Consider the following 24,869-nt stretch of genomic DNA (forward strand, 5'->3'; position numbering starts at 1 on the left):
ACAGTGATCTCGTGCGGCCAGCCCCGGCACATTGCAGATCTCGGGGCCACACCATGCTGAACGATCCTCGCTCCCACGGACTTTGGGAAAAGACGGCCCCTGCCGCGCCCCAGACGGCGCCCCTTCACGGCGCCGCAACTGCGGATGTCGTGATCGTCGGCGGCGGCTATACCGGGCTTTCCGCAGCCCTGCACCTCGTCGAAGCCGGCACCAGCGTGATCCTCCTCGAAGCAAAAGAGATCGGCTTCGGAGGCGCGGGCCGCAATGTCGGCCTCATCAACGCCGGTATGTGGGTCATGCCCGACGACCTGCCGGGCGAACTCGGCCCAGTCTATGGCGAACGGCTGCTGGATCTTCTCGGCAACGGGCCACGCACCGTGATGGAACTGATCGATCGCCACGGGATCGAATGTGAGTTGGAGCGCTCGGGCACACTGCACTGCGCCGTGGGCAGCGCCGGCCAGAAGGAAATCGAGGCACGCGCCGAGCAATGGCAACGCCGCGGCGCGCCCGTCGACTTGCTGGACAAGGCCGAAACGGAATCCAAGATCAGCACCCGAGCCTACCGGGGGTCGCTGCTCGATCGCCGGGCCGGCACCTTGCAACCGCTTGCTTACGCCCGGGGCCTCGCCCATGCGGCGATGAAAGCTGGAGCCATCCTGCATACCGCAAGCCCCGTGACATCCTATGAGAAGGCCTCATCGGGATGGCGCGTCTCGACGCCGGAAGGCACAGTCGATGCCCAATGGATCGTCGTCGCAACCGATGCGTATAGCCACGGCCCCTTCGCCGCCGTCCGCGAGGAGCAGGTGCATCTGCCCTATTTCAACTTTGCTACCGTTCCGCTTAGCGACAACTTGCGTAAGTCGATACTGACGGAGCGTCAGGGCTGCTGGGACACCAAGGAAGTGCTCTCGTCCTTCCGCATGGACAAGGCGGGCCGCATGGTCTTCGGCAGCGTTGGCGCCCTGCGCGGCACGGGCCTTTCGATCCATCGCGCCTGGGCACGCCGCGCGCTGAAGGCCATCTTCCCCCAGATCGGCGACGTGGACTTCGAGAGCGAATGGTATGGCCAGATCGGCATGACCACGAACGCCCTGCCTCGCTTCCACAAGTTTGCGCCCGGCGTCATCGGCTTCTCCGGCTACAATGGCCGAGGCATCTCACCCGGCACCGTCTTCGGCAAGACCATTGCAAGTCGCATCCTCGGCCAGATCACCGAGGAAGAATTGCCCTTGCCGCTGACTGATCCACAAGCACCAGCCTTCCGCACACTTAAGGAAGCATGGTACGAGGCCGGCGCCCAGGTGGCGCATCTGGCCGGCGCACGATTTTGAACGAACAAGAACCAGGTAGACCTGACGGAAGGACCATCATGACCCTCGCCACTCTCAAGTTTTCCGCCGAAACGGCATCGCTGATGGCAAGCTTCGGCGTCGACGCCAAGGCCCTGACCGGCGGCACGCTTTCGGTTCGCTCGCCGATCAACGGCGAGGCCATCGCAGCCGTCGCCGAGATCTCTGCCGACGACACCCGCAAGGCGATCGACGCTGCCCACAAGGCCTTCCTCGAATGGCGCCTCGTGCCCGCACCGCAGCGCGGCGAACTGATCCGCCTGCTCGGCGAAGAGCTGCGCGCCGCCAAGACCGAACTCGGCCGCCTGGTCTCCATCGAAGTCGGCAAGATCACCTCCGAAGGCCTCGGCGAAGTCCAGGAAATGATCGACATCTGCGATTTCGCCGTCGGCCTGTCTCGCCAGCTCTACGGCCTGACGATCGCGACGGAACGCGCCGAACACCGCATGATGGAAACCTGGCACCCGCTCGGCGTCACCGGCATCATCTCGGCCTTCAACTTCCCCGTCGCCGTCTGGTCGTGGAATGCGGCACTTGCACTCGTCTGCGGCAACTCCACGATCTGGAAGCCGTCGGAAAAGACCCCGCTCACCGCCATCGCCACCCAGGCGATCTTCGAGAAGGCCGTGAAGCGTTACAACGCGCAAGGCGGCAAGGCCCCGGCCAATCTCTCAACACTGCTGATCGGTGGCCGTGACATCGGCGAGATACTGGTCGACCACCCGAAGGTCCCGCTGATCTCGGCGACCGGCTCCACCGCCATGGGCCGCGCAGTTGGCCCGCGTGTCGCCGCCCGCTTCGGCCGCTCGATCCTCGAACTCGGCGGCAACAACGCCGCCATCGTCGGACTGACTGCTGATCTCGATCTGACGCTCCGCGGCGTTGCCTTCTCGGCCATGGGCACCGCCGGCCAGCGCTGCACCACGCTGCGCCGCCTCTTCGTGCATGAAAGCGTCTACGACACGCTCGTGCCGCGCCTGATCAAGGCCTATGGCTCCGTCACCATCGGCAACCCGCTGGAAGCCGGCAATCTGATCGGACCGCTGATCGACAAGGGCTCCTATGAGCGCATGCAGCACGCGCTCGAAGCGGCGAAGGCGAATGGCGGCAAGGTGCATGGCGGTGACCGCGTGCGCTCTGACGAAGCAGCTGAGGCCTTTTACGTGCGCCCGGCCCTCGTCGAGATGCCGGAGCAGTGCGGCCCGGTCGTCGAGGAAACCTTCGCGCCGATCCTCTATGTCATCAAGTATGCGAACTTCGACGACGCCCTCGCCCTCAACAACGATGTGCCGCAGGGCCTCTCCTCGTCGATCTTCACCAACGACATCCGCGAAGCCGAAGCCTTCGTCTCCGACCGTGGTTCGGACTGCGGCATCGCCAACGTCAACATCGGCCCCTCGGGCGCCGAAATCGGTGGCGCCTTCGGTGGTGAAAAGGAAACCGGCGGCGGACGCGAATCCGGCTCTGACAGCTGGAAGGCCTATATGCGCCGCCAGACCAACACGGTGAACTACGGCCGCACTCTGCCGCTCGCCCAGGGCGTCAAGTTCGACATCGAGTAAAGCTATGAAAGGGTCGGCGGCCAACCGCCGGCTCTTCTTTCCTGCGACAAAGGTCCATGCGCCAGGCGCTGGCCTTTGACCATCGGATGAGTGAGACTGAAGCAGCCGTCATATGTGAGGGATGCATGCCAGTCGAGGACCAGTCCGCCGCCATCGCCTTTCTCCGCGATCCCTTGAGCCATGGCATCACCTCGCCTGTCGAGGTGATCGAAACCCACATCTCCCTGATCTTTCTGGCCGGCGACAAGGCCTACAAGCTGAAGCGCGCGGTGAAGCTGCCCTATGCGGACTTCTCGACGCTCGATCTTCGAAAACACTATTGCCATGCAGAGGTGGATCTGAACTCGCGGACCGCGCCGGAAATCTATTCCGGCGTCAGGGCGATCGGCCGGGACACGTCCGGCAAACTCGCATTCGACGCCGAAGCGTCACCCATTGACTACGTGGTCGAAATGCACCGCTTCTCCCAAGACAAGCTTTTCGACAGGATGGCCGAAGCCGGCAGTCTGCCGAAGACCTTGATGGAAGAAACGGCCGAACGCATCGCGGACTTCCACAGCATAGCGGAGGTGCTGCACACCGGCAGCGGCCAGGCCAACCTCGCCGCCGTTCTCGATATCAACCATGCCGCTTTTTCCGCGGTGTCTCTGTTTTCGGCCGACGAGACAAATCTGGTGAACAGCCTCTTCCGTGAGGCCCTCGACCGCCACGCGAGCTTGCTCGACGAACGCGAACGCCAAGGCATGATCCGCCATTGCCACGGCGACCTTCATCTGCACAACATCTTCCTCGGGCCCGAAGGTCCGCGCATGTTCGACTGCATCGACTTCAACGAAAGCCTTGCGACGACCGACATCCTGTATGACCTGGCTTTCCTGTTGATGGACCTCTGGCATCGAAACCTGCCGGATTACGCCAGTGCCGTGGTCAATCGCTACCTCGACCGAACTGGCGACGACACCGGCTACGGGCTCATGCCTTTTCTCCTGGCGCTGAGGGCCGCGATCCGCGCTCATGTCGGCGCGACACTAGTCCGCGATCTCGGAGACCGCTCTGGCCACAACGCAGAGGAAGCGATTGCCTATCGCAATCTGGCGCTCAAGCTGCTGCAGCGAAAGGAGCCGGTACTGGTCGCGATCGGGGGACTGAGCGGCTCGGGCAAATCCACCCTCGCCGAAGCGATAGCACCTCGCCTGGGGCTTGCTCCGGGAGCACGCCTGCTCGAGAGCGACCGCCTGCGCCGCGCAATGCTCGGCCATCCTCGGGGACATCCCATGCCGCAGGAAGCCTACAAGCCGGAGATGTCAGCACGCGTCTATGCGACCCTCGCCGAAAAGGCGGACTTGGTTCTGAGATCGGGTGGCTGCGTTGTCGCCAATGCCGTCTTCGCCCATGCTGATGAAAGAACGGCGATCGAGGAAGTCGCGCGGGCAAAACGCGTGCCTTTCCTCGGACTGTGGCTGGAGGCGGACCCGGCTGTTCTCAGAGCTCGCGTCGAGGCCCGACCGGTTGCCGACTCGGACGCCACGGTGAGCGTGCTCGACAAACAGTTGCAGAGCGGAACCGGTCCGATAGGCTGGCATCGCATCAATGCGGCAAGACCCCCGGCATCCGTTGCGCAGGAGGCGCTGGATCTGGTGGCTGCACGGAAGCTCAGCGAAGGTTGAAGCGGACGGGCGCCGTGATCGTCTTGTTGACCCCGACAGGGGGTGCTGGCACCGGCGACGCAGCCCGCACCATGTCGAGAACCGCGTTGTCGAGCGTCGGAAAGCCTGACGAGCGAGACAGCGACACGGACAGCACATTGCCGGAATCATCGATCCGGAACCGGACATAGACGGTGCCTTCTTCCCGGTTGCTGCGGGCAGCACTGGGGTAACGCTTTCGGCGCTCGAGATGCGACATCAGCCGCGACTGCCATCTCGCCGGCGAAACACCGGGACCGGCACCGCTGGCTGTGGCAGCGGCCGCATTGCGGGTCGATTGGGCGACCTCCGCCTTGGCCGTGCGAGCCGCCTGCGAGGCGGGAGGCGTGGCCTGCTTCTTGACCACTTTTTTCGGCGCCGGTTCCTTCTTCTTCTCGATCTCCGGCAGAGGTTCCGGTAGCGGCTCGGGCTCGATCAGCGGCGGGACTTCGGGTTGAAGCTCTGCGAACTCAGGCTCCGGTTCTGGCTCCGGAGGCGGCGGCTCAGGGAGGGGCTGCTCCACACGCTCCGGAATGGGTTCCGGCAGCGGCTCGCTGGTTGCGGTCTTTACCTCTTCCGCATCGACCTGTTCGGTCGAGATCTCGGTCTCGTCGGTGATGACAGCCTCGGGTTCCGGCGCAAGTTCGATCATGATCGCTGGCGGCGGTCCGCTATCGGCCATCACCATGTCCGGTTCGCGCAATAGGACAGCCACCGCACCCGCATGGGCCGTGGCGATCAGCACACCGGCCGTTGTCCACAACAGCCCTTCACCAAGGATCCGTTTCGTGGAGCGAGGCTCGATCATGGTGCCGGTCCTACCGGCTCTGCCGCTGCTGCAGCACCGTCAGGCGCCGGCGCGGCCGCAACCGCTTCCAGCCCAACGAGGGCGATCTTCAGATAGCCCGCATCTCGCAAGAGGTTCATGACCTCCATGAACTGACCATAGTCGACCGTCTTGTCGGCACGCAGGAAGATGCGCGCGTCCTTGTTACCTTCGGTCATCCGGTCGAGCGACGTGCCGAGCGTCTCGCGTGCTACGGTATCGTTTCCAAGCGCCAGGCTCATGTCTTCCTTGAGAGTGACATAAACCGGCTCGTCAGGACGTTCGGCCGGCTTCGCCGTCGAAGCGGGCAGATCGACATTCACATCGACAGTCGACAAGGGTGCCGCCACCATGAAGATGATCAGCAGCACCAGCATGACGTCGATGAAGGGCGTCACGTTGATCTCGTGGTTCTCGGCCAGATCGTCGCCAGAACCGTTTTCCCTGATACCACCGGCCATCGGTTTACTCCGCCGCCATCGCCATGGCCTTAGTCGCCTGGGCGATGCGGGCACTCTTGCGGAAGTCGAGATCACGGCTGACCAGCCGCTCGATGCCGGCACCGGCATCGGCGAGAAGCTGGCGATAGCCCGTCACGGATCGCGCAAAGACGTTGTAGATGATGACGGCCGGAATTGCCGCGACGAGACCAATGGCCGTGGCCAGCAGTGCCTCGGCGATACCCGGCGCGACGACGGCGAGATTGGTAGTCTGCGTCTCGGCAATGCCGATGAACGAATTCATGATACCCCAGACTGTACCGAAGAGACCGACAAAGGGTGCAGTCGAGCCGATGCTGGCGAGAACGCCCGTGCCCTTCGACATGCGGCGTCCCGCACCGGCTTCGATCCGCGCCAGCGCCGAGCCAACGCGCTCCTTGACGCCTTCGCCACCAACCTGATCGATTGCCGCATCTGAAAGGCTGACCTCATGCTGGGCAGCGCGAACCATGGTCGCCACCACACCACCGCGATTTTCAAGTACCTGAAGAGCGTCACGCAATTGGCGGGCATTCGCGACGGCCTTGAGGCCGCGCTTGGCGCGTGCCCGCGCACCGAAAAGCTGCAAAGATTTCGCAAGCCACACCGTCCAGGTCAGAACCGAAGCCACGGCCAGCGAAATCATCACCGATTTCACGACCCAGTCTGCTGCCATGAACATGCCTTCCGGCGAGAGATCATGCGGCATGGCCTTCATCGGCGGCACATCCGTGCCCGTGTCGGCGGGGACAGCACCGACCTCGGAGGGAAGAGCATCCGTCGTAGATTGCGCGGCTTCGACGCCGGCGGCATCGGCCGGCTGCGCGTCAGACTGGGAATTGGCAGGATCGGACGCCGGGGCCTGCGCGACCGGAGCAGGTGCGCCCTGGGCAGCCGGGTGCGTGGAAGCGTCGGGCTGCGTCACGACGCGAGGCGAGGTTGCTGACCCTTCATTCACGGTCGGCGCAGTTGTCGCGCCAGTCTGAGGCGAGACGACAGGTGTTTCCGTGGCCGCCGGAGCCGACTGCTGCGCCTGCACCAACGATGCAGAGAGAAGAAAAGCAAGAAGAAAGCCAAATCGCTTCAGCGAAGGTCCCGAATGGTTGAGCGGCATTGGGAGCTCCTTATGAACTTGTGATAAAAATCAGGCGCTCATCGCCGCGCCGTCACGCTGCCTTCCCCATATAAAACTTGATAATCGGTGACAAGTAATAAAACAACCAAAGCGCGGTTTTCCCGCCGTCGCAATCGCTCGGTGGCGATCAGCTGCCTTTTTGCCGCTCGCGCTCGTAGAGATCGACGACATCCGTCTGGCGGCAGAGCTCTGTGCCCGGCGTCATGACCGCCGCAGCACCGGCCGCCTGGCCGAAACGGAAGGCGTCGCCGATGGCATTGCCCTTGGCAAGTGACCACACCATGCCCGCGACGAAGCTATCGCCCGCCCCGGTCGCAGAATTGACCGGCACATTGATTGCCGGCAGGCGAATGATCTCATCGGCAGAGGCAAGGATCGCACCGTCGCCCCCCAGGGTGACGGCAATATGTTCGGCAGCGCCCGTGCGAACATGCGCTTGTGCTGCAGGTCCCACCTCGTCATGCGCCAGCTTACGCCCCAGGAAGGCTTCGAACTCACCGAGGCTCGGCTTCACCAGGAACATGCGCGACCGCGACAACGCCTGCGAAAGCGGAGCCCCGGACGTATCGAGGACGAACCTGCCACCCCGCGCAGCGACAAGATCCGCAAGACGCACATAGGTGTCATCAGGCACGCCCCTCGGCAGGCTGCCACTTGCGACGACATAATCCGCATCGCTGGCGGCGACCGCATCGAATACAGGCTCGAGCTCTGCCTCGGTTACCAGCGGGCCTTCCGGCACGAAACGATATTCCAGATTGGTCGAGGTCTCGTGCACGGCAAAAGCCACCCGAACGGGATCGTGAATGCGAAACGTCTGCTCCATGATCGGCAAAGGCTTCAACATCGCCTCGAGCAGTTCGCCGGTGGCGCCACCCGACAGGAACATCAATTCGCACGTCCCGCCAAGGGTGACGATGACCCGGGCGACATTGATCCCGCCGCCACCTGGAAACTGCTGCTGATTGTAGGTTCGGGTCTTGTGAGTATGACGCACCACCTCCGCTTCGCTGGAAATGTCGATCGCAGGATTGAGCGCGAGGCAAAGGATTTTGGTCATCGAATGGGCCACCATGGAAAAGTCGGAGTGCCAGACTGCAACAAAGCTACGACAGATCTAGGACAGCCAGGGACCTGTCCGCAACCCGGTCGAAAGCCGCAGGTGCTCAACTGATGGGAGATCACCCCGTTCCCGATTGCCCAGATGGTGAACACTGAGGTATTGCCGCGGGGCATTGTCTTTGGCGCCTGAGACATTACCTTTTCAACGCATTTACCGAGGAAAGCAGCATGTATACCGGCATCGTCCAGACAGTCGCCCCGATCAAGTCCGTCATCCCACATGACGGCTACACGACGTTTTACGTACAATTCCCAGAGCGGCTGATGGTGGATCTGCAACTGGGTGCTAGCGTCTCGGTCGAAGGCGTATGTCTCTCCGTAACCTCGATGGAGGGCACTGTCGTCACTTTCGACGCCATGGACGCAACGCTCGAGCGCACCAATCTGCGCACGCTTAAAGCCGGGGACCGCGTCAACATCGAACGCTCTGCCAAGCCGACCGATGAAAATGGTGGTCACAACATTGCCGGACACATCGCGACAACCGCCGAACTCGTAGCGGCGAAGATGGAAATGCCCGGCGCTTTCATCCGTTTTCGCGTGCCCGAAGAGTGGGCGAAATACGTCTTCAAGCGGGGCTATCTTGCCGTGAACGGCGCAAGCCTGACGGTTGCGGAGGCCGAAGACGACACGTTCACGATCAACCTGATCCCGGAAACGCTCCGCCAAACGACGTTTCCACGCTACAAGCCTGGTGATGCGTTGAACATTGAGGTCGATCACCAGACCATGGTGATGGTCGATGTGGTGGAACGCACGCTTGAACGTCTGATGTCCAAGCGTGCATGAACTGAACTCAGTGCTGACCGCCTGGAGGCGGTGCGTTGACGTCATTCATGATGGAAACGAGCACCTTCCTGTAGTCGGCGGGCTTCGGTGCGCAAAGCTCCGGCGGTATGCCGTTCTCCTCAATCTCCCGGATGGCTGATCCCGAGACGATGCGGAAGGGTATACCGCTGCGGCGCAGCCGCTGAACGATCGGCGTCACGGCGCCGTCGCGAACCTTGAAATCAAGGATCGCCCCTGACACATGCTCGCTTTCGAGGATTTCGAGCGCATCTCGGACCGTCTCGGTCGTGATGACGTTGACGCCGGCGCGCGCCACCGCATCGGCGGCATCCATGGAAATGAAGACATCGTCTTCGACAATGAGGATCGTATCGATGGCAAGGGGCTGTCCTGGTCTCATCTTAGTTCTCCTTTTGCCACCACAACGCCCACAACCCCTGTTTGTTCAGATTTTCATAAATTGCCAAACGATATGGTAAACATAGACTTAACAGCCCAAGCAAAGCATATGTTACTCGCATAAATGGAACCTGCGGCCCGATGGAACATCCCTGCGAAGCCACGCGTTTCCCATCCCGGAAACCACGGGAGATCATCCATGCAGATCATCGGAACGGAAGTCATTGAAGGCCACGATGCAAAAGGTGGCTTTGTCGTCGAATTCCTCGGGGACGGTGGCGAGAAGGTATCGGTCCATATGGCACAGTCGGAAAACGGCGGCCTGAACCGAGACAACGCCCTGCAGAAGGCACAAGTTCTGCTCGTGCAGGCAAGCCGCTTCGGCGCAACCGCCGAAAGCGAAGGCGGTGACGGCGCCGATGAGCCGAGCGATGCGGTCGAAAGCCTGCGCCAGGAGCAGCACGAAAAGGCGGACAGCAAGAATAGCGACTCGGCCCTACAGGAGGGTCTGGAAGATACCTTCCCGGCCAGTGACCCGGTCTCTGCCTCCTACACATCGACCATCGCCAGCGACCGGAAGCATTAATCCCTGAAGAAAATCGGTATCGTCAGGGAATCCGGAAATGCCCTCTGAACTGAACAGCTTCGGCACCGCGACCACTCTGGAACTGTCGGCCATCGTTATCAGGCTACTGATCGCGATGGTCTGCGGTGCCTGTATCGGCTTGGAGCGCGAATGGCGCAGCCACGCTGCCGGCTTGCGTACGCATATTCTTGTCTGCCTCTCGGCGGCGATCGTGGCGATTTTGACAATCGAGATCGCCCATCACGGTGCATTCGATCGTGACGAAATTCGATTGGATCCGATCCGCCTGGTCGAAGCCGTGACCGCAGGCGTTGCATTTCTTGCTGCAGGCATGATCGTCTTCAACAAGGGCGAGGTGAAGGGACTGACAACCGGTGCTGGCCTCTGGTTCGCAGGCTCTATCGGCCTCTCCTGCGGTCTCGGCTTCTGGCAGATCGGCTTGATCGCGAGCGGCTTTGCGCTGAGCGTCCTCTGGCTCTTGCGGCTGATCGAGAACCGGCTGCCCCTTCCTCCCGAGCGCGACTGAAGCCGCGCTCGGCAAGGCGATCCTACCTCAACAGGCTCTGGCCACCATCGACCCAGATCGGCGTGCCGGTCACATGACGCGACGCGTCAGACGCGAGAAAGCCGATCACATCGGCCACCTCCTCAATCGTGCCCGATTCCCCACCCGTCAGCGGAATATCGCCGTCGGGGAACTTCGCCGGGACCTCGGTCCGAGTTTGTTTACGGATATGCGTGTTGTCGTCGATGTCGGTCTCGATTGCACCCGGGCAGATAGCATTGATCCGTATGCGATGGCGGCCCAGTTCGAGCGCCAGTTGCTGTACCATGGCGAGCTGGGCGGCCTTGGTCGCCGAATAGGCTGTCGCACCTGGTGAGGTGAAAGTTCGGGTCCCGTTGATAGAGGAAATCACCACGATCGAGCCACCGTTCTTCTTCATATGCGGCACGGCGTGATGCAGGGTGAGATAGGTGCCGCGAAGGTTGATTGCGATCGTCTTGTCGAATTCCTCGGGCTTGAGGTCATCGATCGGCGCCCAGGTGCCGTTGATCCCGGCATTTGCGACGACGATGTCCAGCCTCTTTCGTTCGTTGACCAGTCGCGCCAGCGCCTCTTCCATCTCGTTGTGATCACTTACATCGGCGACCAGCACCATTCCCTCGCCACCGGCCCCACGGATTTCGGCGAGCGTCTCGTCCAACTCCTCTCGGGTCCGCCCTAACAAGCCGACGAAAGCGCCACTCTTGGCCAGATTGAGAGATGCCCCTTTGCCGATCCCGGAGCCCGCTCCGGTCACCAGGGCGGTTCTCCCTTTAAGTTCGTCGCGGCTCATGACTTGCCCTCGACATGCTCGGGCTTGCCCTGACGCTTCGTCGAGGCGAGCTCTTCAAGCTCTTTCTTGCTCATGCTCTTTTCCATGCTGCGCGAGGCGCCCTTCAGATCGGACACCTTTGCCTCGCCCCGCTTGGCGGCCAGTGCTGCGCCAGCCGCCTTCTGCTGTGCCTTTGATTTCGCCGGCATCTGTCGCCCTCCTGTTGGTGTGGTTTCGCTGCAGGGCAAACCGGGAAAGGCACTGAAAGTTCCTGCCGGAGAAGGGCTCGGAACAAAGCTTCGCGTTCGGGAATTAAGCTGCGCAACTCCAGACATCAGAGGATCAGATGGACGCCAAGAGCACGCATTTTCATGTCACGCCGGGCGAATGGCACAGTCTCGGCGCGTGCTTCGATGGAGAGGGCACGAACTTTGCCCTCTTTTCCGCCCATGCGGAACGCGTTGAGCTCTGCCTGTTCGATGACAGCGGCAGCGTCGAGATCGCTCGCCTCGAGCTTCCCGAATACACAAACGAAGTCTGGCATGGCTATGTGCCGGGCGTGAGGCCCGGCCAGCTTTATGGCTACCGCGTTCACGGACCATACGAGCCGGAAAACGGTCATCGTTTCAATCCGAACAAGCTGCTCCTCGACCCCTATGCCCGGGAAATCGTCGGCGACTTTGCCTGGTCGAAGGCGCATTTCGGCTATGACTTCGACGCGGAAGAAAAGGATCTCTCCTTCAACGCACTCGACAGCGCTTCCTGCTCGCCGAAATGCCGGGTCATTGATCCGAACGAAAGCCGCATTTCAAACGGCTTCGCCCGTATCCCTTGGGCGGAAACGATCGTTTACGAGACCCATGTCAAAGGCTTCACCAAACTGCATCCCGCGATCCCTGACAATCTCAGGGGCACGTTCGAGGGGCTCGGCCACAAGGCAGCGGTCGACTACGTAAAGAGCCTCGGCATCACTTCGATCGAGCTCCTTCCGGTGCATGCCTTCCCGGACGATAGCCACCTGATGGACAAGGGGCTTCATAACTTCTGGGGTTACAACACGATCGGTTTCTTCTCGCCCGCGAGCCGCTACTACGGTCCCAAAGGCCTGGCGGGCTTTCGCGACATGGTCCGCGCTTTCCACGATGCCGGGATCGAAGTCATTCTCGACGTCGTCTACAACCACACGGCTGAAGGCAATGAACTCGGCCCGACGCTCTCCTTCAAGGGCATCGACAATTTCTCCTACTACCGGACGATGCCGGACAACCATCGTTACTACATCAACGACACCGGCACCGGTAACACGGTCAACACGTCCCATCCGCGTGTCCTGCAGATGGTGATGGATAGCCTGCGTTACTGGGCGGAGGAAATGCATGTCGACGGCTTCCGCTTCGATCTCGGCACCATCCTTGGCCGAGAGCCGGAAGGTTTCGACCAGCGCGGTGGCTTCTTCGACGCCGTCACCCAGGACCCGATCCTGTCGAAGGTGAAGCTTATCGGCGAGCCCTGGGACATCGGCCCCGGCGGTTATCAGGTCGGTGGCTTCCCGCCTGGCTGGGCTGAATGGAACGACAAGTATCGCGATTCAACCCGCGAGTACTGGTTGAACGCCGACAACACCTCTCAAGACTTTGCCGCCCGTCTGCTCGGCTCGGGTGACATCTACGACCAGCGCGGCCGCCGTCCCTGGGCCAGCGTCAACTTCATCACCGCCCATGACGGCTTCACCCTCAACGACCTCGTGTCCTACGACCAGAAGCACAACGAAGCGAATGGCGAGGACAACAACGACGGCCACGACCATAATCGCAGCCACAATTACGGCCACGAAGGGCCGACGGACGATGAGGATATCAATGCGATCCGCGACCGCCAGAAGCGTAACCTCCTGGCCACCCTGTTCTTCTCCCACGGCACGCCCATGCTGCTGGCAGGCGACGAATTCGGCCGCTCGCAGATGGGTAACAACAACGGCTATTGTCAGGACAGCGAGATCAGCTGGCTGCACTGGGAAGACCTTCCGCAGACCTGTGAAGACCTTCGGGAATTCACACGCCGGCTGATTGCTCTTCGCAAGGAGCAGCCTCTGCTGCGCCGCTCGAACTGGCGCGATGGCATGATCATCGACTGGTACCATGTAGAAGGCGGCCATCAGGAAGCCGAGCACTGGTACGATGGCAACCCGCTGGCATTGAAGCTGCTGAGGCCGGACCTCGAGGGCGAAGAGGGTGTATGGCAGGAGGCGCTTCTGCTCTTCAATCCGGTTGCCGAGGACATTGATTTTGTCCTTCCTGAAACAGGCGGCGGAGATTGGCAACTCGAGCTGACGACCTTCGACGTGGAGAGACACGGCGATATCGCGGAAGAGGGCAAGGCCTTCAGGCTGGAGGCACGGTCGCTGGCGCTCCTCAGACGCGCCTGACCGGCACGTTCGTTCAGTCGTCCGAGGCGCGCTGAAGCACCTCGAAATCATAAAGCTGCCCGGCAACGGAAATGCGCCGGGCAGAAATCATCACGGGGACGACCTCTGCGGACGAATGGCGGATCTCACCACGCATGCCCGCATAGCCGCCATCGCGATCGAGCAGCATGAGACGCTCGGCACGAGCCTCGCTTCCCGAGACGACGCCGGACGCGACCATCTCGCTGCCGCGGATCTCGTCCCAAGTCTTGCCGACGAGATCGAGATAGGCCTGGTTCACTCTGACATAGCGGGAGCTTTTCTGGCCGATGCTGGAGATCGAAAAGGCAACGGGCGAGAGTTCGAAGAGGGCCTGGATGACGGGACCAGAGAGCGCATTGGTCTCGGCCATTTCGATCGTTTCGCGGGACGGCAATCTGTCCTCGCCGGTTGCCATCATCTCGTAGTCGGCCGGCATGGCCAACTCGTCACGCAGCACGGCAACCAGCCGCCACAGATCGACTTCCATGAAGAATGATTTATGGGCTTCGTCGACCTGCTCCAGACGTGGGGGCAATGACGCAACCGCATCCGACAGTCGCTGCATCTCGCGCGGATTGCGGGCCGCGTCGCGCAGGGCTCGTAGCTTGTCCAAAGCGATGCCGTGAAGGGTCTCATAGGCTCCCTGCAACGCCGTTGCACGCTCGGCTTCGACATCGTCGAGCGGACGTGTTCCGTCCGCGACCGGAAGCGATTCAAGCAAGGCCCAGATCCCGCGCTCCTCGGGACATTCCTCCACCTCGGCAGTCCCCTGCGGAGCATAACGAATGAGACTGAGAACGGTGTCGATGCCGAACCGGTTCACGTCGGCAGGCAGGACCTTTCCATCGCTGCCCTCTTCGAGCGCGGTCAGCCGGGTCGGTCCCCCATTGTCGTCGAAGTAGATGCAGACCTCCGAGATCGCATCAGGGAAATCCAGCCAGGGGTGTTCGCTCCGGAACGCCGCGAGCGCAGAGTGGTCGAGCACTGTTAGAGCATACATGACGCGTCCTCCACAACCGGCCGTAGCGTACAGCAAAAGGCATCCTGCCTCATAGGTCAGGAATCGCCAAACATAAGCATAATGCAAACATCGCGGCTTCTGAATGTGTTTCTAGCCACGGACAAGTATATGAATGTTTAAGCTGAAATCTTGGAGTTTCGGAGGTGGCGCAAGAATGCGACAGTCCGGCGCCCAAACCCATAAATAGTCAGGGACGCCGGACTGCTTGAGCTCGATCGAGCAATCAGAAGAAAGCCTGGATACCGGTTTGCGCACGTCCAAGGATCAGCGCATGCACGTCATGCGTGCCTTCATAGGTGTTCACGGTCTCCAGGTTCTGCGCATGGCGCATCACGTGATATTCGATCTGGATGCCGTTGCCGCCGTGCATGTCGCGGGCCATGCGGGCGATATCGAGCGCCTTGCCGCAATTGTTGCGCTTGACGATCGAGATCATCTCCGGCGCAAACTGGTGTTCGTCCATCAGACGGCCGACGCGCAGTGACGCCAGCAGACCAAGCGAAATCTCGGTCTGCATGTCGGCCAGCTTCTTCTGGAAGAGCTGCGTACCGGCGAGCGGCTTGCCGAACTGCTTGCGATCGAGCCCGTACTGACGGGCACGATGCCAGCAGTCTTCAGCCGCACCGAGAACGCCCCAGGAAATGCCATAACGGGCGCGGTTGAGGCAACCGAAGGGACCCTTGAGACCGGAAACATTGGGCATCAGCGCACCTTCGCCGACTTCGACGCCGTCCATGACGATCTCGCCGGTGACCGAAGCACGCAGCGAAAGCTTGCCGCCGATCTTCGGCGCCGAGAGACCCTTCATGCGCTTTTCGAGAATGAAGCCGCGGATCTCCCCGCCATGCGCTTCCGACTTCGCCCAGACGACGAAGACGTCGGCGATCGGCGCATTGGAGATCCACATCTTAGAGCCACGCAGACGATAACCGCCCTCGATCTTTTCGGCGCGCGTCTTCATGCCGCCGGGATCGGAGCCGGCATCCGGCTCGGTTAGGCCGAAGCAGCCGATGAGTTCACCGGAAACGAGACCCGGAAGATACTTGTCCTTCTGTTCCTCGGAACCATAGGCGTAGATCGGATAGATCACCAGCGACGACTGCACGCTCATCATCGAGCGATAGCCGGAGTCGATGCGCTCGATTTCGCGGGCGACGAGGCCATAGGAAACATAATTGGCGTCAGCTGCGCCGTACTTTTCGGGCAGGGTCACACCAAGCAGCCCAGCCTTCCCCATCAGCCGGAAGATCTCAGGCTCGACCGTTTCGCCGAGATAGGCGTCGGCGACCCGCGGCGCGAGTTCGGCTTCAGCAAAGGCCGCCGCCGCATCCTGGATCATCCGCTCGTCCTCGCTGAGGATCTCGGACATCAGGAAGGGATCACTCCAGGAAAAGGGTCGCATCTCGCTCATCGGTCTCATCCAATTTGTTTCGCTATGCCAGATTGCTCATGTCGGAGCGCAATTCAAGCCATGTTTACTCATGTTGCTATTAGGTCTATTCATATCGCATGCTCACACATCAACGCCGCTTCCTTCCATCCACAAGTGCGCTCGCCGCCTTCGATTCCGTCGCCAAGCTCGGCAGCTTTTCGGCCGCCGCCAACGAGCTGGCGCTGACACAAGGCGCGATCAGCCGCCAGATCGGCCTTCTCGAAGACCAGCTCGGCGTCAGGCTCTTCGAACGCACCAATCGCGGCGTCGAGTTGACGGCGATCGGCCGCACCTATGCCAAGGGCATCGGCGACGCGCTGGCCACGATCCGCACGCTGTCGTTGGAGGCCATGGCAACCCGCGACGACACCCATCTGCGCCTCGCCATCCTGCCGACCTTCGGCACCCGCTGGCTGATGCCGCGCATTCCGGACTTCCTCGCGAAGAACCCAGCCATCATCATGGACTTCGCCACCCGCATAGGCCAGTTCGATTTCGAAGGCTCCGGTCTCGATGCCGCGATCCATATCGGTGAACCGAACTGGCCAGGCACCGATTGCCAGTTTCTGATGCACGAACTGGTGGTGCCGGTCTGCAGCCCGGCCTTTCTCGATGCCAACCCGGTGAACCGGCCGCAAGATCTGCTGTCCAAGCCGCTCTTCGACATGGCGTCCCGCCCACGGGCCTGGGAGCACTGGTTTTCAAGCCTCGGCATCAGCGAGGGTCGCGGCGGCGGCATGCGCTTCGAACAGTTCTCCAACGTCGTCCAGGCCTGCCACGCAGGCCTCGGGATCGCGCTCGTCCCGACATTCCTGATCGAGCCGGAACTTTCAAGCGGGCAGCTGGTCCGCGCCTGGGATCACGAGGTGAAAAGCGCAAGCGCTTACTACCTGGTCCGGCCACTCTCTAAGATGGCCTATGGGCCGGCCAGCACCTTCGCGGCGTGGATCCTCGAACAGGCAAGAAGCTTCAGCGAGCGGCGCCCTGCGAGCGTTTGAGGACCACTCAGAAATGACTCAGCACCTGTGTCCTGTGCCGATTGACAAGCCCCCGTCATGAGCAAAGACTATCCTTCGAAGCCCATGATCAGGCTCGGAGGGGACCATGTTCACACACCGTTTTTCGGCAATCCTCACGCTCGCGCTGGCTCTCGTCCCCCTATCTGTTCCCGCCGGTGCTCAGGACATCAGGACGGTCGAGCGGGTCGAGAATGCCGACTATTTCGGCTTCGATCTCAGGACGGAGAAGAACGTCTCCATCGACGAATGCGAGGCGAGCTGCATTGGCGACGCCACCTGCCGCGCCTTCACGTACAACCCGAAGGTCAACTGGTGCTTTCTCAAATCGGACTACGACCAGCTGAACAGCTTCCCGGGCGCGATCGCCGGTCGCATAGTCGTGCAGACGGCGGAAGAGGATATCGGCGCGCCACCAACGCTGACCTTCGTCTCGGACTATCTGAGATCGGAAGCCCGCAATCGCCGCGACACTCTATCGGTCGCGGCTGAACAAGAGGGTTTGGGACGTGATGCACTGATCGAGACTGGGCGCGCAGCCTTTGCCAGCGGCAACATCGACTATGCCATTCTCTCCCTGAAGGGTGCACTGGCGATCGACGCAGACGACTCGTCCCTCTGGCTCGAAATGGCCCGCATGGCCAATACCGTCGTCAACAATTACGGCATGGCCAATGAGGGTGCGACGGCAGCGATCAACGGCTATCTGCTGACCCGGGGCGCCTCGACCCGTGCCGAGGCGCTTGCCACGCTGGCGAAGTCTCTCGAGAACAGCGAGAACTGGCGCCCGGCCCTCAGCGCCTACAAGGCAAGCCTTGAACTCGCGTCGAATGCCCAAGTGCGCGCGGCCTTCGAGGACCTGCGCTCCCGCCAGGGTTTCCGCGTCGTCAACAACACGGTCGATTCAGACAGCGCCTCGCCGCGCGCCTGCGTCGAGTTCTCCGAACCGCTGGTCAAGCGCGGCGTCGACTACTCGTCCTTCGTCACCCTCGACGGCAGAACACCGAAGGCGCTGGAAGCCAAGAACAACCAGATCTGTGTCGAGGGCCTGGAGCATGGCGGTCGCTATCGGCTTGCCGTTCGCGCCGGCCTCCCCTCCTCCGTCGACGAAAACCTGGAAGCCCCGGTCGAGCTCGAACTCTATGTTCGCGATCGCGCATCGACCGTGCGCTTTACCGGCGACAGTTTCGTTCTCCCTTCATCCGCCCGCCAGGGCATTCCGCTCGTCTCGATCAACACGGACAGCGCCAATCTCGAACTCTACCGGATCGGCGACCGCAACATAGCGCCCCTGCTCGCGGCATCGCAGTTTCTCACGCAGATGGACGGCTATACCGCCAGCCGCGTCAAGGACGAGATCGGCGAACTGGTCTGGCAGGGCTCGGTCGAGATTGCCAACGAGCAGAACAAGGAAGTCGTTACCAGCATTCCGCTTCAGGAAGCGCTGCCGACCCGCAGGCCCGGCATCTACGTCTTGACCGCGGTCCCCCCGACATCCGTCACGGAATACTGGGATAGCCGTGCGACGCAGTGGTTCGTCGTGTCCGACATCGGGCTTTCGACCTTTGCCGGCACCGACGGCCTGCATATCTTTGCCCGCTCGCTGGCAACGGCAAGCCCGCTTGCCAATATCGAACTGCAACTGATCGCCAAGAACAACGAGATCCTGGCGACCGCCACAACCGACGCCGAAGGCCGAGCCCGTTTCGACGCTGGCCTCGTGCGCGGCGGCGCAGCCCTCGCTCCGGCCGTCATCGCAGCCCGCAGCGGCGCCGACGACAACGTCTTCCTCGACATGACCCGCGCCGGCTTCGACCTCTCCGACCGCGGCGTCACCGGTCGCCCCGCGCCCGGCCCGGTCGATATCCTCGCCTGGACCGAGCGTGGCATCTACCGCCCCGGCGAAACCGTGCATGCCGCAGCGTTGGCCCGCGACACCAATGCCGACGCCATCTCGGGCCTGCCGCTGACCTTTCTGTTTTCCCGGCCGGACGGGGTCGAGTTCCGCCGCATAGCGGTGACTAGCGAAACGCTGGGCGGTTATGCAGTCGACTTGCCGATCCTTGCTAACGCCATGCGTGGCACCTGGACAGTCGCCATCCACACCGACCCGAAAAAGCCGGCAATCGCCCGCTCGACATTCCTGGTCGATGACTTCGTGCCTGACCGGTTGGACCTGAAGCTCTCCAGCGAAGCGAAGGCGATCTCGCCTGACGAGCCGATTGCGGTCTCCGCCGATGGCCGCTACCTCTACGGTGCGCCGGCCGCAGGCCTGACGCTCGAAGGCGAAGTGGTGATCCAGCCGACGACAAGCCATCCCGATTTCCCCCGTTACAGCTTCGGCCTTTCGGACGAAGAGGGCATCGAAGACATGCGTCTGCCACTCGAAGGGCTGGACGCGCTCGATGACGATGGCCTCGCCGAGATTGATGTGGCGCTGACCGATCTACCCTCAACGACACGCCTCCTGAACGCCGATATTGTCCTGCGGCTGCGCGAAAGCGGGGGCCGCGCGGTCGAGCGCAAGCTGACCCTTCCCGTCACGCCTGATGGGCCTGTCATCGGCATCAAGCCGGAATTCGAAGGCGAGGTCTCCGAAAACTCGAATGCCGCCTTCAACTTGATCGCGCTCGGCTCTGATGGCGAGCGCCAGGCCCTTGCCGGCGCAAGTTGGAAACTCATCAAGCTGGAGCGAAACTACCAGTGGTATCGCGATGGCTCCTCCTGGCGCTATGAGCCGATCATCACGACCAAGCTCGTGGCCGATGGTACCGTCGATATCGCAGCGGAAGGCACACCACTTTCAGCACCGGTGACCTGGGGCACCCATCGACTGGAGGTCGAGCAGGGCGGCGCCGTCACCAGCGCCGACTTCGATGCCGGCTGGTTTGTCACCGCAAGCTCGACCGAAACGCCGGACGCGCTGGAGATCGGTCTCGACAAGCCGGCCTACAGTGTCGGGGACACCGCGAAGCTCAAGATCTCGCCGCGCTTCGCAGGCCAGGTTATCGTCACCTCGGGCACGGATGCCCTTATCTCGACGCAGGTTGCCGAGGTCCCGGCCACCGGCACGGAAATCGAAATTCCAGTCACTGCGGATTTCGGCGCCGGCGCCTATGTGACGGCCACCCTCTTCCGCCCTGGCGACGCCGAAGAAAGCCGGATGCCGGCGCGCGCGATCGGCATTGCCTGGCTCGCCGTCGATCCGGGTGCCGACAAGCTTGGCATCAAGCTTTCGCCGCCGGAAAAGACCCTGCCCCACCAGCCGCTGGAAATTCCGGTGGAAGTGACCGGCGCCGGCATCGGCGAGGAAGCCTATGTGATGGTCGCCGCCGTCGACGTCGGCATCCTCAACCTCACCCGCTACGAGACACCCGATCCGGAGACCTATTACTTCGGCCAGCGGCGCCTCGGCCTGGAACTGCGTGACCTCTATGGCCGCCTGATCGATAGCTCGCTGGGGGCAACCGGAAGGCTCCGCACCGGTGGTGACGGCGGACAGGTTGCCCTTCAGGGCAATCCACCGCGCGAAAAGCTCGTCGCCTTCTTCTCGGGTCCGGTAAAGCTCGATGCCGAAGGCAAGGGGATGGTCTCCTTCGATATCCCGCAATTCAACGGCACCGCCCGTGTGATGGCCTGGGCCTGGTCGAAGACCGGGGTCGGCCACAGCGAGACGGACGTGATCATCCGAGATCCGATCGTGGTGACGGCGAGCTTGCCAAAATTCCTCGCGCCTGAGGACGAAAGCAGTCTTCGTCTGGACATCGCCGCGACGGACGCTCCATCCGGCACCTACACGCTCGCTGTGACCGGCAACGGTCCCGTCAGCATTGGTGGGCTTCAAAGCCAGGACGTTGCACTGACGGCAGGCGAAACCACCACCGTTACACTGCCACTGACTGCCAACACACCCGGCGATGGCGCCATCGACATTGCTCTCTCCGGCGCCGACGGCATCGCCGTCAGTCAGTCTCTCGATCTTCCCGTCCGTCCGGCAACGCTGCCGATCACCGAACGCCAGGTCATTGCGCTCGCACCGGGCAAGAGCCTGACCGTCGACGGCGACCTGCTCGCCGACAGCCTGCTGCAGGGAGCCTCGGTCAGCCTCAATGTCGCGCGCGCCGACGGCCTCGACATTCCCGGCCTGTTGATGGCGCTCGACCGCTACCCTTACGGCTGCGCCGAACAGACAACCAGCCGCGCGCTGCCGCTTCTCTATTTCGATGAACTGGCCAAGCTCTCCGGCCTGCCGGAGGACGAGGCGATCAACAAGCGCGTTCAGGACGGCATCCTGCGCGTGCTCGCCTACCAGTCGTCGAGCGGCTCCTTTGGCCTCTGGGCACCGGGTTCCGAAAGCCTCTGGCTCGACGCCTATGTCACCGACTTCCTGACCCGCGCCCGCGAACAGAAGTTCGACGTGCCGGAAGAAGCCCTGGTCCAGGCACTGCAGAACCTGCAGAACCGCATCGCCTATGACAACGACATCCGCACACGAGGCAACGAGATCGCCTATGCGCTCTACGTGCTGTCCCGCAGCCGCAAAGCCTCGCTCAGCGATCTCCGTTATTACGCCGATACCATGCTGGGTGACTTCCCGACGCCGCTCTCGAAAGCGCATCTGGCAGCGGCACTGTCGCTCTACGGTGATAGCGAGCGCGCCAACGCCGTCTTCCTCGATGCCGCCGGCATGAGCGAGCAGGCCCGCCTGACGCCGGTCAGCTTCTCCCGTTCCGACTATGGCTCGGCGCTGCGCGATGCAGCAGGCGTTCTGGCGCTTGCCGCCGAAAGCCGCCCGGTTCCGCCTGTCGTTCCGATCCTGGCAAAAGTCGTGGCCGACGAGTGGAAGGCGAAGCAGACGCTCAGCACCCAGGAACAGACCTGGATGCTGCTTGCCGCCCGCGCGCTCCAGCAGGATGACAAGGGGCTGAAGCTTGAGGTCAATGGTGCCGAAAAGACCGGCGCCTACGCCGCCACGATCCCGGGTGACGCGCTCCTCGAAGCGCCGCTGACGCTGACCAACACCGGGCTTGATCCTGTCAGCGCCGCGATCACCACGGTCGCAGCCCCGGCACTGCCACCGGCAGCCGGCGGCGAAGGCTTCGAGATCAGCAAGACCTACTACAGCCTGACCGGCGAAGAGGCCAACATCACCGAGGTCATCCAGAACGAAAGCTATGTCGTGGTGCTGGAAGTGACGGAAGCGGATGACTGGCCGGCCCAGCTTCTCGTAACCGATCTGCTGCCTGCAGGTTTCGAGATCGACAACCCGAGCCTCGTCGACAGCGCGGCGCTTGAGAACTTCGACTGGATCGGCCAGACGGAGACCGCGCATCTCGAATTCCGCAGCGATCGTTTCGTCGCGGCGATCAACAGGAGCGAAGGCGAGAACGGCACGATCACGCTGGCTTACGTGGTGCGCGCCGTCACGCCCGGCACCTATGACCTGCCGGCGGCAAGCGTCGAAGACATGTATCGTCCGCAGCTGTCGGCGCGCACCGCAGCCGGTGCGATGACGGTCTCGACGGCGCCCTGATGGGCCGCGCCCGGCGCATCGGTGCAAGCTTGGGGGTGGCTGCCATGGCGGCCACCGCCTCGATCTTTGCGCTGGATTGGGCAGATAGGAACTACCCTCCCCCGCTGGAGGAAGCGCGCGAAATCTCGACCGAAATTCTCGATCGCGACGGCCAACTCTTGCGCGCCTTTGCCACGAAAGAAGGCCTTTGGCGCCTGGAAACAACCGTCGATGACGTCGACCCTGCTCTGCTGAAAATGCTCGTCGCCTATGAGGACCGCCGCTATGAGAGCCATTCCGGCGTCGATCTCATGGCGCTCGGTCGCGCCGCCTGGCAATTGGCCGCCAACGGCCGCATCGTCTCCGGCGCCTCGACGCTTTCGATGCAGGTCGCCCGCCTGATCGAGCCCCGCAGGGAGCGATCGCTGACAGCGAAGCTCATCCAGATCGCCCGCGCGATCCAGCTCGAGCGGCGTCTGTCGAAGACGGAAATCCTCAATCTCTATCTCACGCACGCCCCCTATGGCGGAAACCTGGAAGGCGTTCGTGCCGCAAGCCTTGCCTGGTTCGGAAAGGAACCAAAACGGTTGTCGACTGCGGAGGCCGCTCTCTTGGTCGCCCTGCCGCAATTGCCCGAGAAACGCCGCCCGGACCGCTACCGCGACAATGCGCTCGAAGCCCGCAAGCGGGTTCTGGAGCGCGCACGCGAGGCCGACGTCGTCGACGACACGGAGGTCGAGTTCGCGCTCAACGCATCCCTCCCGACTGTGCGCAGGCAGTTGCCGGCTCTGGCCCCCCATCTCGCCGAAGCCGCTCGGCGCAAGGCACCCGAGGCCAGCACTCACCAGACAACCATCCTGCGACCGGTCCAGGAGACCCTGGAAAAGGTCGCCCTCGAAGCGGGCCGCAAGCTCGATCCGAAGGTCTCCCTCGCTTTGCTGATGGCCGATGCCACCACTGGCGAGATCATCGCCGAAGTCGGGGCCGCGGACTATTTCGATGCGTCCCGCTCCGGTTGGATCGACATGACGCGGGCAGAGCGCTCGCCGGGCTCGGCGCTGAAACCCTTCATCTACGGCCTCGCTTTCGAACAGGGGCTGGTGGCGCAGGAAACCATCGTCGAGGATCGTCCGGCCGACTTCTTCGGTTACCGCCCGAAGAATTTCGACATGCAGTATCAAGGCGATGTCAGCATCCGTCAGGCTCTGCAATTGTCGCTGAACGTGCCCGCCGTCCGTCTTCTCGATGCCGTCGGCCCCTCCCGCCTGATGGTGCGCCTACGCCGCGCCGGAGTGACACTGAAGCTGCCGCCGAACGAAGCGCCGGGATTGGGGATCGCGCTTGGCGGTGCCGGGATTACGCTGAAGGATCTCGTGCAGCTTTACGCCGGTCTCGCAAACCGCGAACAGCCGGTCCGGCTGGGGGACGGAATCCGCGATTTGGCCGAACGGATCGACGAAGAGCCGCTTTTCGAACCCTCTGCCGCCTGGACCGTCGCAGACGTGCTTGGCGACGTTCTCCCGCCGGCCGGAAGCCCGCCCGCCGGCATCGCCTACAAGACAGGCACTAGCTACGGCTATCGTGACGCCTGGTCGGTCGGCTATGACGGGCGCTATGTGCTCGGGGTCTGGATCGGCCGTCCGGACAATGCCGCCGTCCCCGGCATCTCGGGTTATCAGACGGCAGCCCCCATCCTCTTCGAAGCCTTTGCCAAATCCGGCCTTGCCGGAACGCCCCTGCCCCGCGCCCCGACAGGTGCGAACCGCCTCGCGGCATCAGACCTGCCGCAATCGCTTCGCCGCTTCTCGGTCAACGCCAACGGCCTGATCGCCGTCTCCGCGCGCGAGCGGCCACCGGAGATCGTCTACCCCCTGGAAGGTTCGGTTCTCGAGCGCGGCAAGGGCCCAGACGGCGAGGCTTTGCCAGTCGTCATGAAGATGCAAGCCGGACGCGCGCCCTTTCGGTGGCTTGTCGATGGCAAACCGATGCGTGAATCCACGCGCCGCAGGACCGGCGAATGGCATCCCGAAGGTATCGGGCAATCGACCCTCACCGTGATCGATGCGGAAGGGCGAGCCGCCTCGGTCAATGTCTTCGTCCGGAATTGACGCGTCTGTCACAGCGACGCGTGATCCGCCGCAGGACGGCTCGCGTAAAGGATCCCGTTAACCCATTTGAACGGGAGATC

At 62.5% G+C, this 24,869-nt stretch carries 19 protein-coding genes; 10 read left to right on the forward strand and 9 right to left on the reverse strand.

Going from position 1 to position 24,869, the window contains the following annotated elements; all coding sequences use genetic code 11:
* Positions 1–53: 53 nt before the first annotated feature.
* From QWE_RS20805 to QWE_RS20815, 3 genes are all read left to right on the forward strand, one after another.
* Positions 54–1,337 carry an NAD(P)/FAD-dependent oxidoreductase gene (locus QWE_RS20805; RefSeq protein ID WP_006728150.1) on the forward strand — a complete coding sequence of 428 codons (1,284 nt, stop codon included), beginning with the start codon at positions 54–56 and terminating at the stop codon, positions 1,335–1,337.
* A gap of 38 nt (positions 1,338–1,375) precedes the next feature.
* Positions 1,376–2,917, forward strand: a complete 1,542-nt coding sequence (gene amaB, locus QWE_RS20810) for an L-piperidine-6-carboxylate dehydrogenase (RefSeq protein ID WP_006728151.1) — start codon at positions 1,376–1,378, stop codon at positions 2,915–2,917.
* Between the two features lie 125 nt (positions 2,918–3,042).
* Entirely contained in the window at positions 3,043–4,584 is a 1,542-nt protein-coding gene (locus QWE_RS20815) for a bifunctional aminoglycoside phosphotransferase/ATP-binding protein (RefSeq protein ID WP_006728152.1), read from the forward strand.
* On the opposite strand, the gene QWE_RS20820 is transcribed toward QWE_RS20815, so the two are convergent.
* From QWE_RS20820 to QWE_RS20835, 4 genes are all read right to left on the reverse strand, one after another.
* Positions 4,571–5,410 carry an energy transducer TonB gene (locus tag QWE_RS20820; RefSeq protein WP_006728153.1) on the reverse strand — a complete coding sequence of 280 codons (840 nt, stop codon included), beginning with the start codon at positions 5,408–5,410 and terminating at the stop codon, positions 4,571–4,573. The genes QWE_RS20815 and QWE_RS20820 overlap by 14 nt on opposite strands.
* Positions 5,407–5,889, reverse strand: coding sequence for a TonB system transport protein ExbD (gene exbD / locus QWE_RS20825; protein ID WP_006728154.1), 483 nt, complete (start codon positions 5,887–5,889; stop codon positions 5,407–5,409). The genes QWE_RS20820 and exbD overlap by 4 nt, the downstream gene beginning before the upstream one ends.
* A 4-nt stretch (positions 5,890–5,893) precedes the next feature.
* Complete coding sequence (exbB, locus tag QWE_RS20830; RefSeq protein ID WP_006728155.1) at positions 5,894–7,021, reverse strand: tonB-system energizer ExbB; 1,128 nt, start codon at positions 7,019–7,021, stop codon at positions 5,894–5,896.
* A 148-nt stretch (positions 7,022–7,169) separates the two neighbouring features.
* Positions 7,170–8,102 (reverse strand): 1-phosphofructokinase family hexose kinase, encoded by a 933-nt coding sequence (locus tag QWE_RS20835; RefSeq protein WP_040300835.1) that lies wholly within the window; start codon positions 8,100–8,102, stop codon positions 7,170–7,172.
* A 230-nt stretch (positions 8,103–8,332) separates the two neighbouring features.
* On the opposite strand from QWE_RS20835, the gene QWE_RS20840 reads away from it, so the two are divergent.
* A complete protein-coding gene (locus QWE_RS20840; RefSeq protein WP_006728157.1) occupies positions 8,333–8,953 on the forward strand; it encodes a riboflavin synthase in 621 nt (206 codons plus the stop codon).
* Between the two features lie 7 nt (positions 8,954–8,960).
* Here the strand turns inward: QWE_RS20840 and QWE_RS20845 are convergent, their stop codons facing one another.
* The gene (locus tag QWE_RS20845; protein ID WP_006728158.1) at positions 8,961–9,353 is read right to left on the reverse strand and encodes a response regulator; all 393 of its coding nucleotides are present in this window, start codon (positions 9,351–9,353) and stop codon (positions 8,961–8,963) included.
* A 198-nt stretch (positions 9,354–9,551) separates the two neighbouring features.
* On the opposite strand from QWE_RS20845, the gene QWE_RS20850 reads away from it, so the two are divergent.
* Together QWE_RS20850 and QWE_RS20855 are read left to right on the forward strand one after the other, a co-directional pair.
* Positions 9,552–9,938, forward strand: coding sequence for a hypothetical protein (locus QWE_RS20850; protein WP_006728159.1), 387 nt, complete (start codon positions 9,552–9,554; stop codon positions 9,936–9,938).
* 37 nt (positions 9,939–9,975) lie between these two features.
* A complete protein-coding gene (locus QWE_RS20855) occupies positions 9,976–10,464 on the forward strand; it encodes an MgtC/SapB family protein (protein WP_006728160.1) in 489 nt (162 codons plus the stop codon).
* Positions 10,465–10,486: 22 nt separating this feature from the next.
* Here QWE_RS20855 and QWE_RS20860 read toward each other — a convergent pair whose 3' ends face one another.
* Together QWE_RS20860 and QWE_RS20865 are read right to left on the reverse strand one after the other, a co-directional pair.
* Positions 10,487–11,275, reverse strand: coding sequence for an SDR family oxidoreductase (locus QWE_RS20860; RefSeq protein WP_040300828.1), 789 nt, complete (start codon positions 11,273–11,275; stop codon positions 10,487–10,489).
* Positions 11,272–11,463, reverse strand: a complete 192-nt coding sequence (locus tag QWE_RS20865) for a DUF3008 family protein (protein WP_006728162.1) — start codon at positions 11,461–11,463, stop codon at positions 11,272–11,274. The genes QWE_RS20860 and QWE_RS20865 overlap by 4 nt, the downstream gene beginning before the upstream one ends.
* 137 nt (positions 11,464–11,600) lie before the next feature.
* Between QWE_RS20865 and glgX the strand changes: the two genes are divergently transcribed.
* A complete protein-coding gene (glgX, locus tag QWE_RS20870) occupies positions 11,601–13,679 on the forward strand; it encodes a glycogen debranching protein GlgX (protein WP_006728163.1) in 2,079 nt (692 codons plus the stop codon).
* Between the two features lie 13 nt (positions 13,680–13,692).
* Here glgX and QWE_RS20875 read toward each other — a convergent pair whose 3' ends face one another.
* Both QWE_RS20875 and QWE_RS20880 read right to left on the reverse strand, forming a co-directional pair.
* Positions 13,693–14,700 carry a PAS domain-containing protein gene (locus tag QWE_RS20875; RefSeq protein ID WP_006728164.1) on the reverse strand — a complete coding sequence of 336 codons (1,008 nt, stop codon included), beginning with the start codon at positions 14,698–14,700 and terminating at the stop codon, positions 13,693–13,695.
* A 244-nt stretch (positions 14,701–14,944) separates the two neighbouring features.
* Complete coding sequence (locus QWE_RS20880; protein WP_006728165.1) at positions 14,945–16,132, reverse strand: acyl-CoA dehydrogenase; 1,188 nt, start codon at positions 16,130–16,132, stop codon at positions 14,945–14,947.
* Between the two features lie 98 nt (positions 16,133–16,230).
* Here QWE_RS20880 and QWE_RS20885 point away from each other — a divergent pair, with 98 nt between their 5' ends.
* The 3 genes from QWE_RS20885 to pbpC all read left to right on the forward strand — a co-directional run bounded on the left by QWE_RS20885 (position 16,231) and on the right by pbpC (position 24,789).
* The gene (locus QWE_RS20885) at positions 16,231–17,151 is read left to right on the forward strand and encodes a LysR family transcriptional regulator (protein WP_006728166.1); all 921 of its coding nucleotides are present in this window, start codon (positions 16,231–16,233) and stop codon (positions 17,149–17,151) included.
* Between the two features lie 106 nt (positions 17,152–17,257).
* A complete protein-coding gene (locus tag QWE_RS20890) occupies positions 17,258–22,702 on the forward strand; it encodes an alpha-2-macroglobulin family protein (protein WP_006728167.1) in 5,445 nt (1,814 codons plus the stop codon).
* A complete protein-coding gene (pbpC, locus tag QWE_RS20895; protein ID WP_006728168.1) occupies positions 22,702–24,789 on the forward strand; it encodes a penicillin-binding protein 1C in 2,088 nt (695 codons plus the stop codon). Before QWE_RS20890 ends, pbpC begins: the two co-directional genes overlap by 1 nt.
* Positions 24,790–24,869 lie beyond the last annotated feature (80 nt).

Origin of the sequence: Agrobacterium albertimagni AOL15, assembly GCF_000300855.1 — a bacterium.
GTDB classification, from domain to species: Bacteria; Pseudomonadota; Alphaproteobacteria; order Rhizobiales; family Rhizobiaceae; genus Allorhizobium; species Allorhizobium albertimagni.

Excerpts from the sequence above, each read along its gene's own strand:
- QWE_RS20805 (WP_006728150.1), top strand. The coding sequence starts at position 54 with ATGCTGAACGATCCTCGCTCCCACGGACTTTGGGAAAAGACGGCCCCT.
- amaB (WP_006728151.1), top strand. The coding sequence starts at position 1,376 with ATGACCCTCGCCACTCTCAAGTTTTCCGCCGAAACGGCATCGCTGATG.
- QWE_RS20815 (WP_006728152.1), top strand. The coding sequence starts at position 3,043 with ATGCCAGTCGAGGACCAGTCCGCCGCCATCGCCTTTCTCCGCGATCCC.
- QWE_RS20820 (WP_006728153.1), bottom strand. The coding sequence starts at position 5,410 with ATGATCGAGCCTCGCTCCACGAAACGGATCCTTGGTGAAGGGCTGTTG.
- exbD (WP_006728154.1), bottom strand. The coding sequence starts at position 5,889 with ATGGCCGGTGGTATCAGGGAAAACGGTTCTGGCGACGATCTGGCCGAG.
- exbB (WP_006728155.1), bottom strand. The coding sequence starts at position 7,021 with ATGCCGCTCAACCATTCGGGACCTTCGCTGAAGCGATTTGGCTTTCTT.
- QWE_RS20835 (WP_040300835.1), bottom strand. The coding sequence starts at position 8,102 with ATGACCAAAATCCTTTGCCTCGCGCTCAATCCTGCGATCGACATTTCC.
- QWE_RS20840 (WP_006728157.1), top strand. The coding sequence starts at position 8,333 with ATGTATACCGGCATCGTCCAGACAGTCGCCCCGATCAAGTCCGTCATC.
- QWE_RS20845 (WP_006728158.1), bottom strand. The coding sequence starts at position 9,353 with ATGAGACCAGGACAGCCCCTTGCCATCGATACGATCCTCATTGTCGAA.
- QWE_RS20850 (WP_006728159.1), top strand. The coding sequence starts at position 9,552 with ATGCAGATCATCGGAACGGAAGTCATTGAAGGCCACGATGCAAAAGGT.
- QWE_RS20855 (WP_006728160.1), top strand. The coding sequence starts at position 9,976 with ATGCCCTCTGAACTGAACAGCTTCGGCACCGCGACCACTCTGGAACTG.
- QWE_RS20860 (WP_040300828.1), bottom strand. The coding sequence starts at position 11,275 with ATGAGCCGCGACGAACTTAAAGGGAGAACCGCCCTGGTGACCGGAGCG.
- QWE_RS20865 (WP_006728162.1), bottom strand. The coding sequence starts at position 11,463 with ATGCCGGCGAAATCAAAGGCACAGCAGAAGGCGGCTGGCGCAGCACTG.
- glgX (WP_006728163.1), top strand. The coding sequence starts at position 11,601 with ATGGACGCCAAGAGCACGCATTTTCATGTCACGCCGGGCGAATGGCAC.
- QWE_RS20875 (WP_006728164.1), bottom strand. The coding sequence starts at position 14,700 with ATGTATGCTCTAACAGTGCTCGACCACTCTGCGCTCGCGGCGTTCCGG.
- QWE_RS20880 (WP_006728165.1), bottom strand. The coding sequence starts at position 16,132 with ATGAGCGAGATGCGACCCTTTTCCTGGAGTGATCCCTTCCTGATGTCC.
- QWE_RS20885 (WP_006728166.1), top strand. The coding sequence starts at position 16,231 with ATGCTCACACATCAACGCCGCTTCCTTCCATCCACAAGTGCGCTCGCC.
- QWE_RS20890 (WP_006728167.1), top strand. The coding sequence starts at position 17,258 with ATGTTCACACACCGTTTTTCGGCAATCCTCACGCTCGCGCTGGCTCTC.
- pbpC (WP_006728168.1), top strand. The coding sequence starts at position 22,702 with ATGGGCCGCGCCCGGCGCATCGGTGCAAGCTTGGGGGTGGCTGCCATG.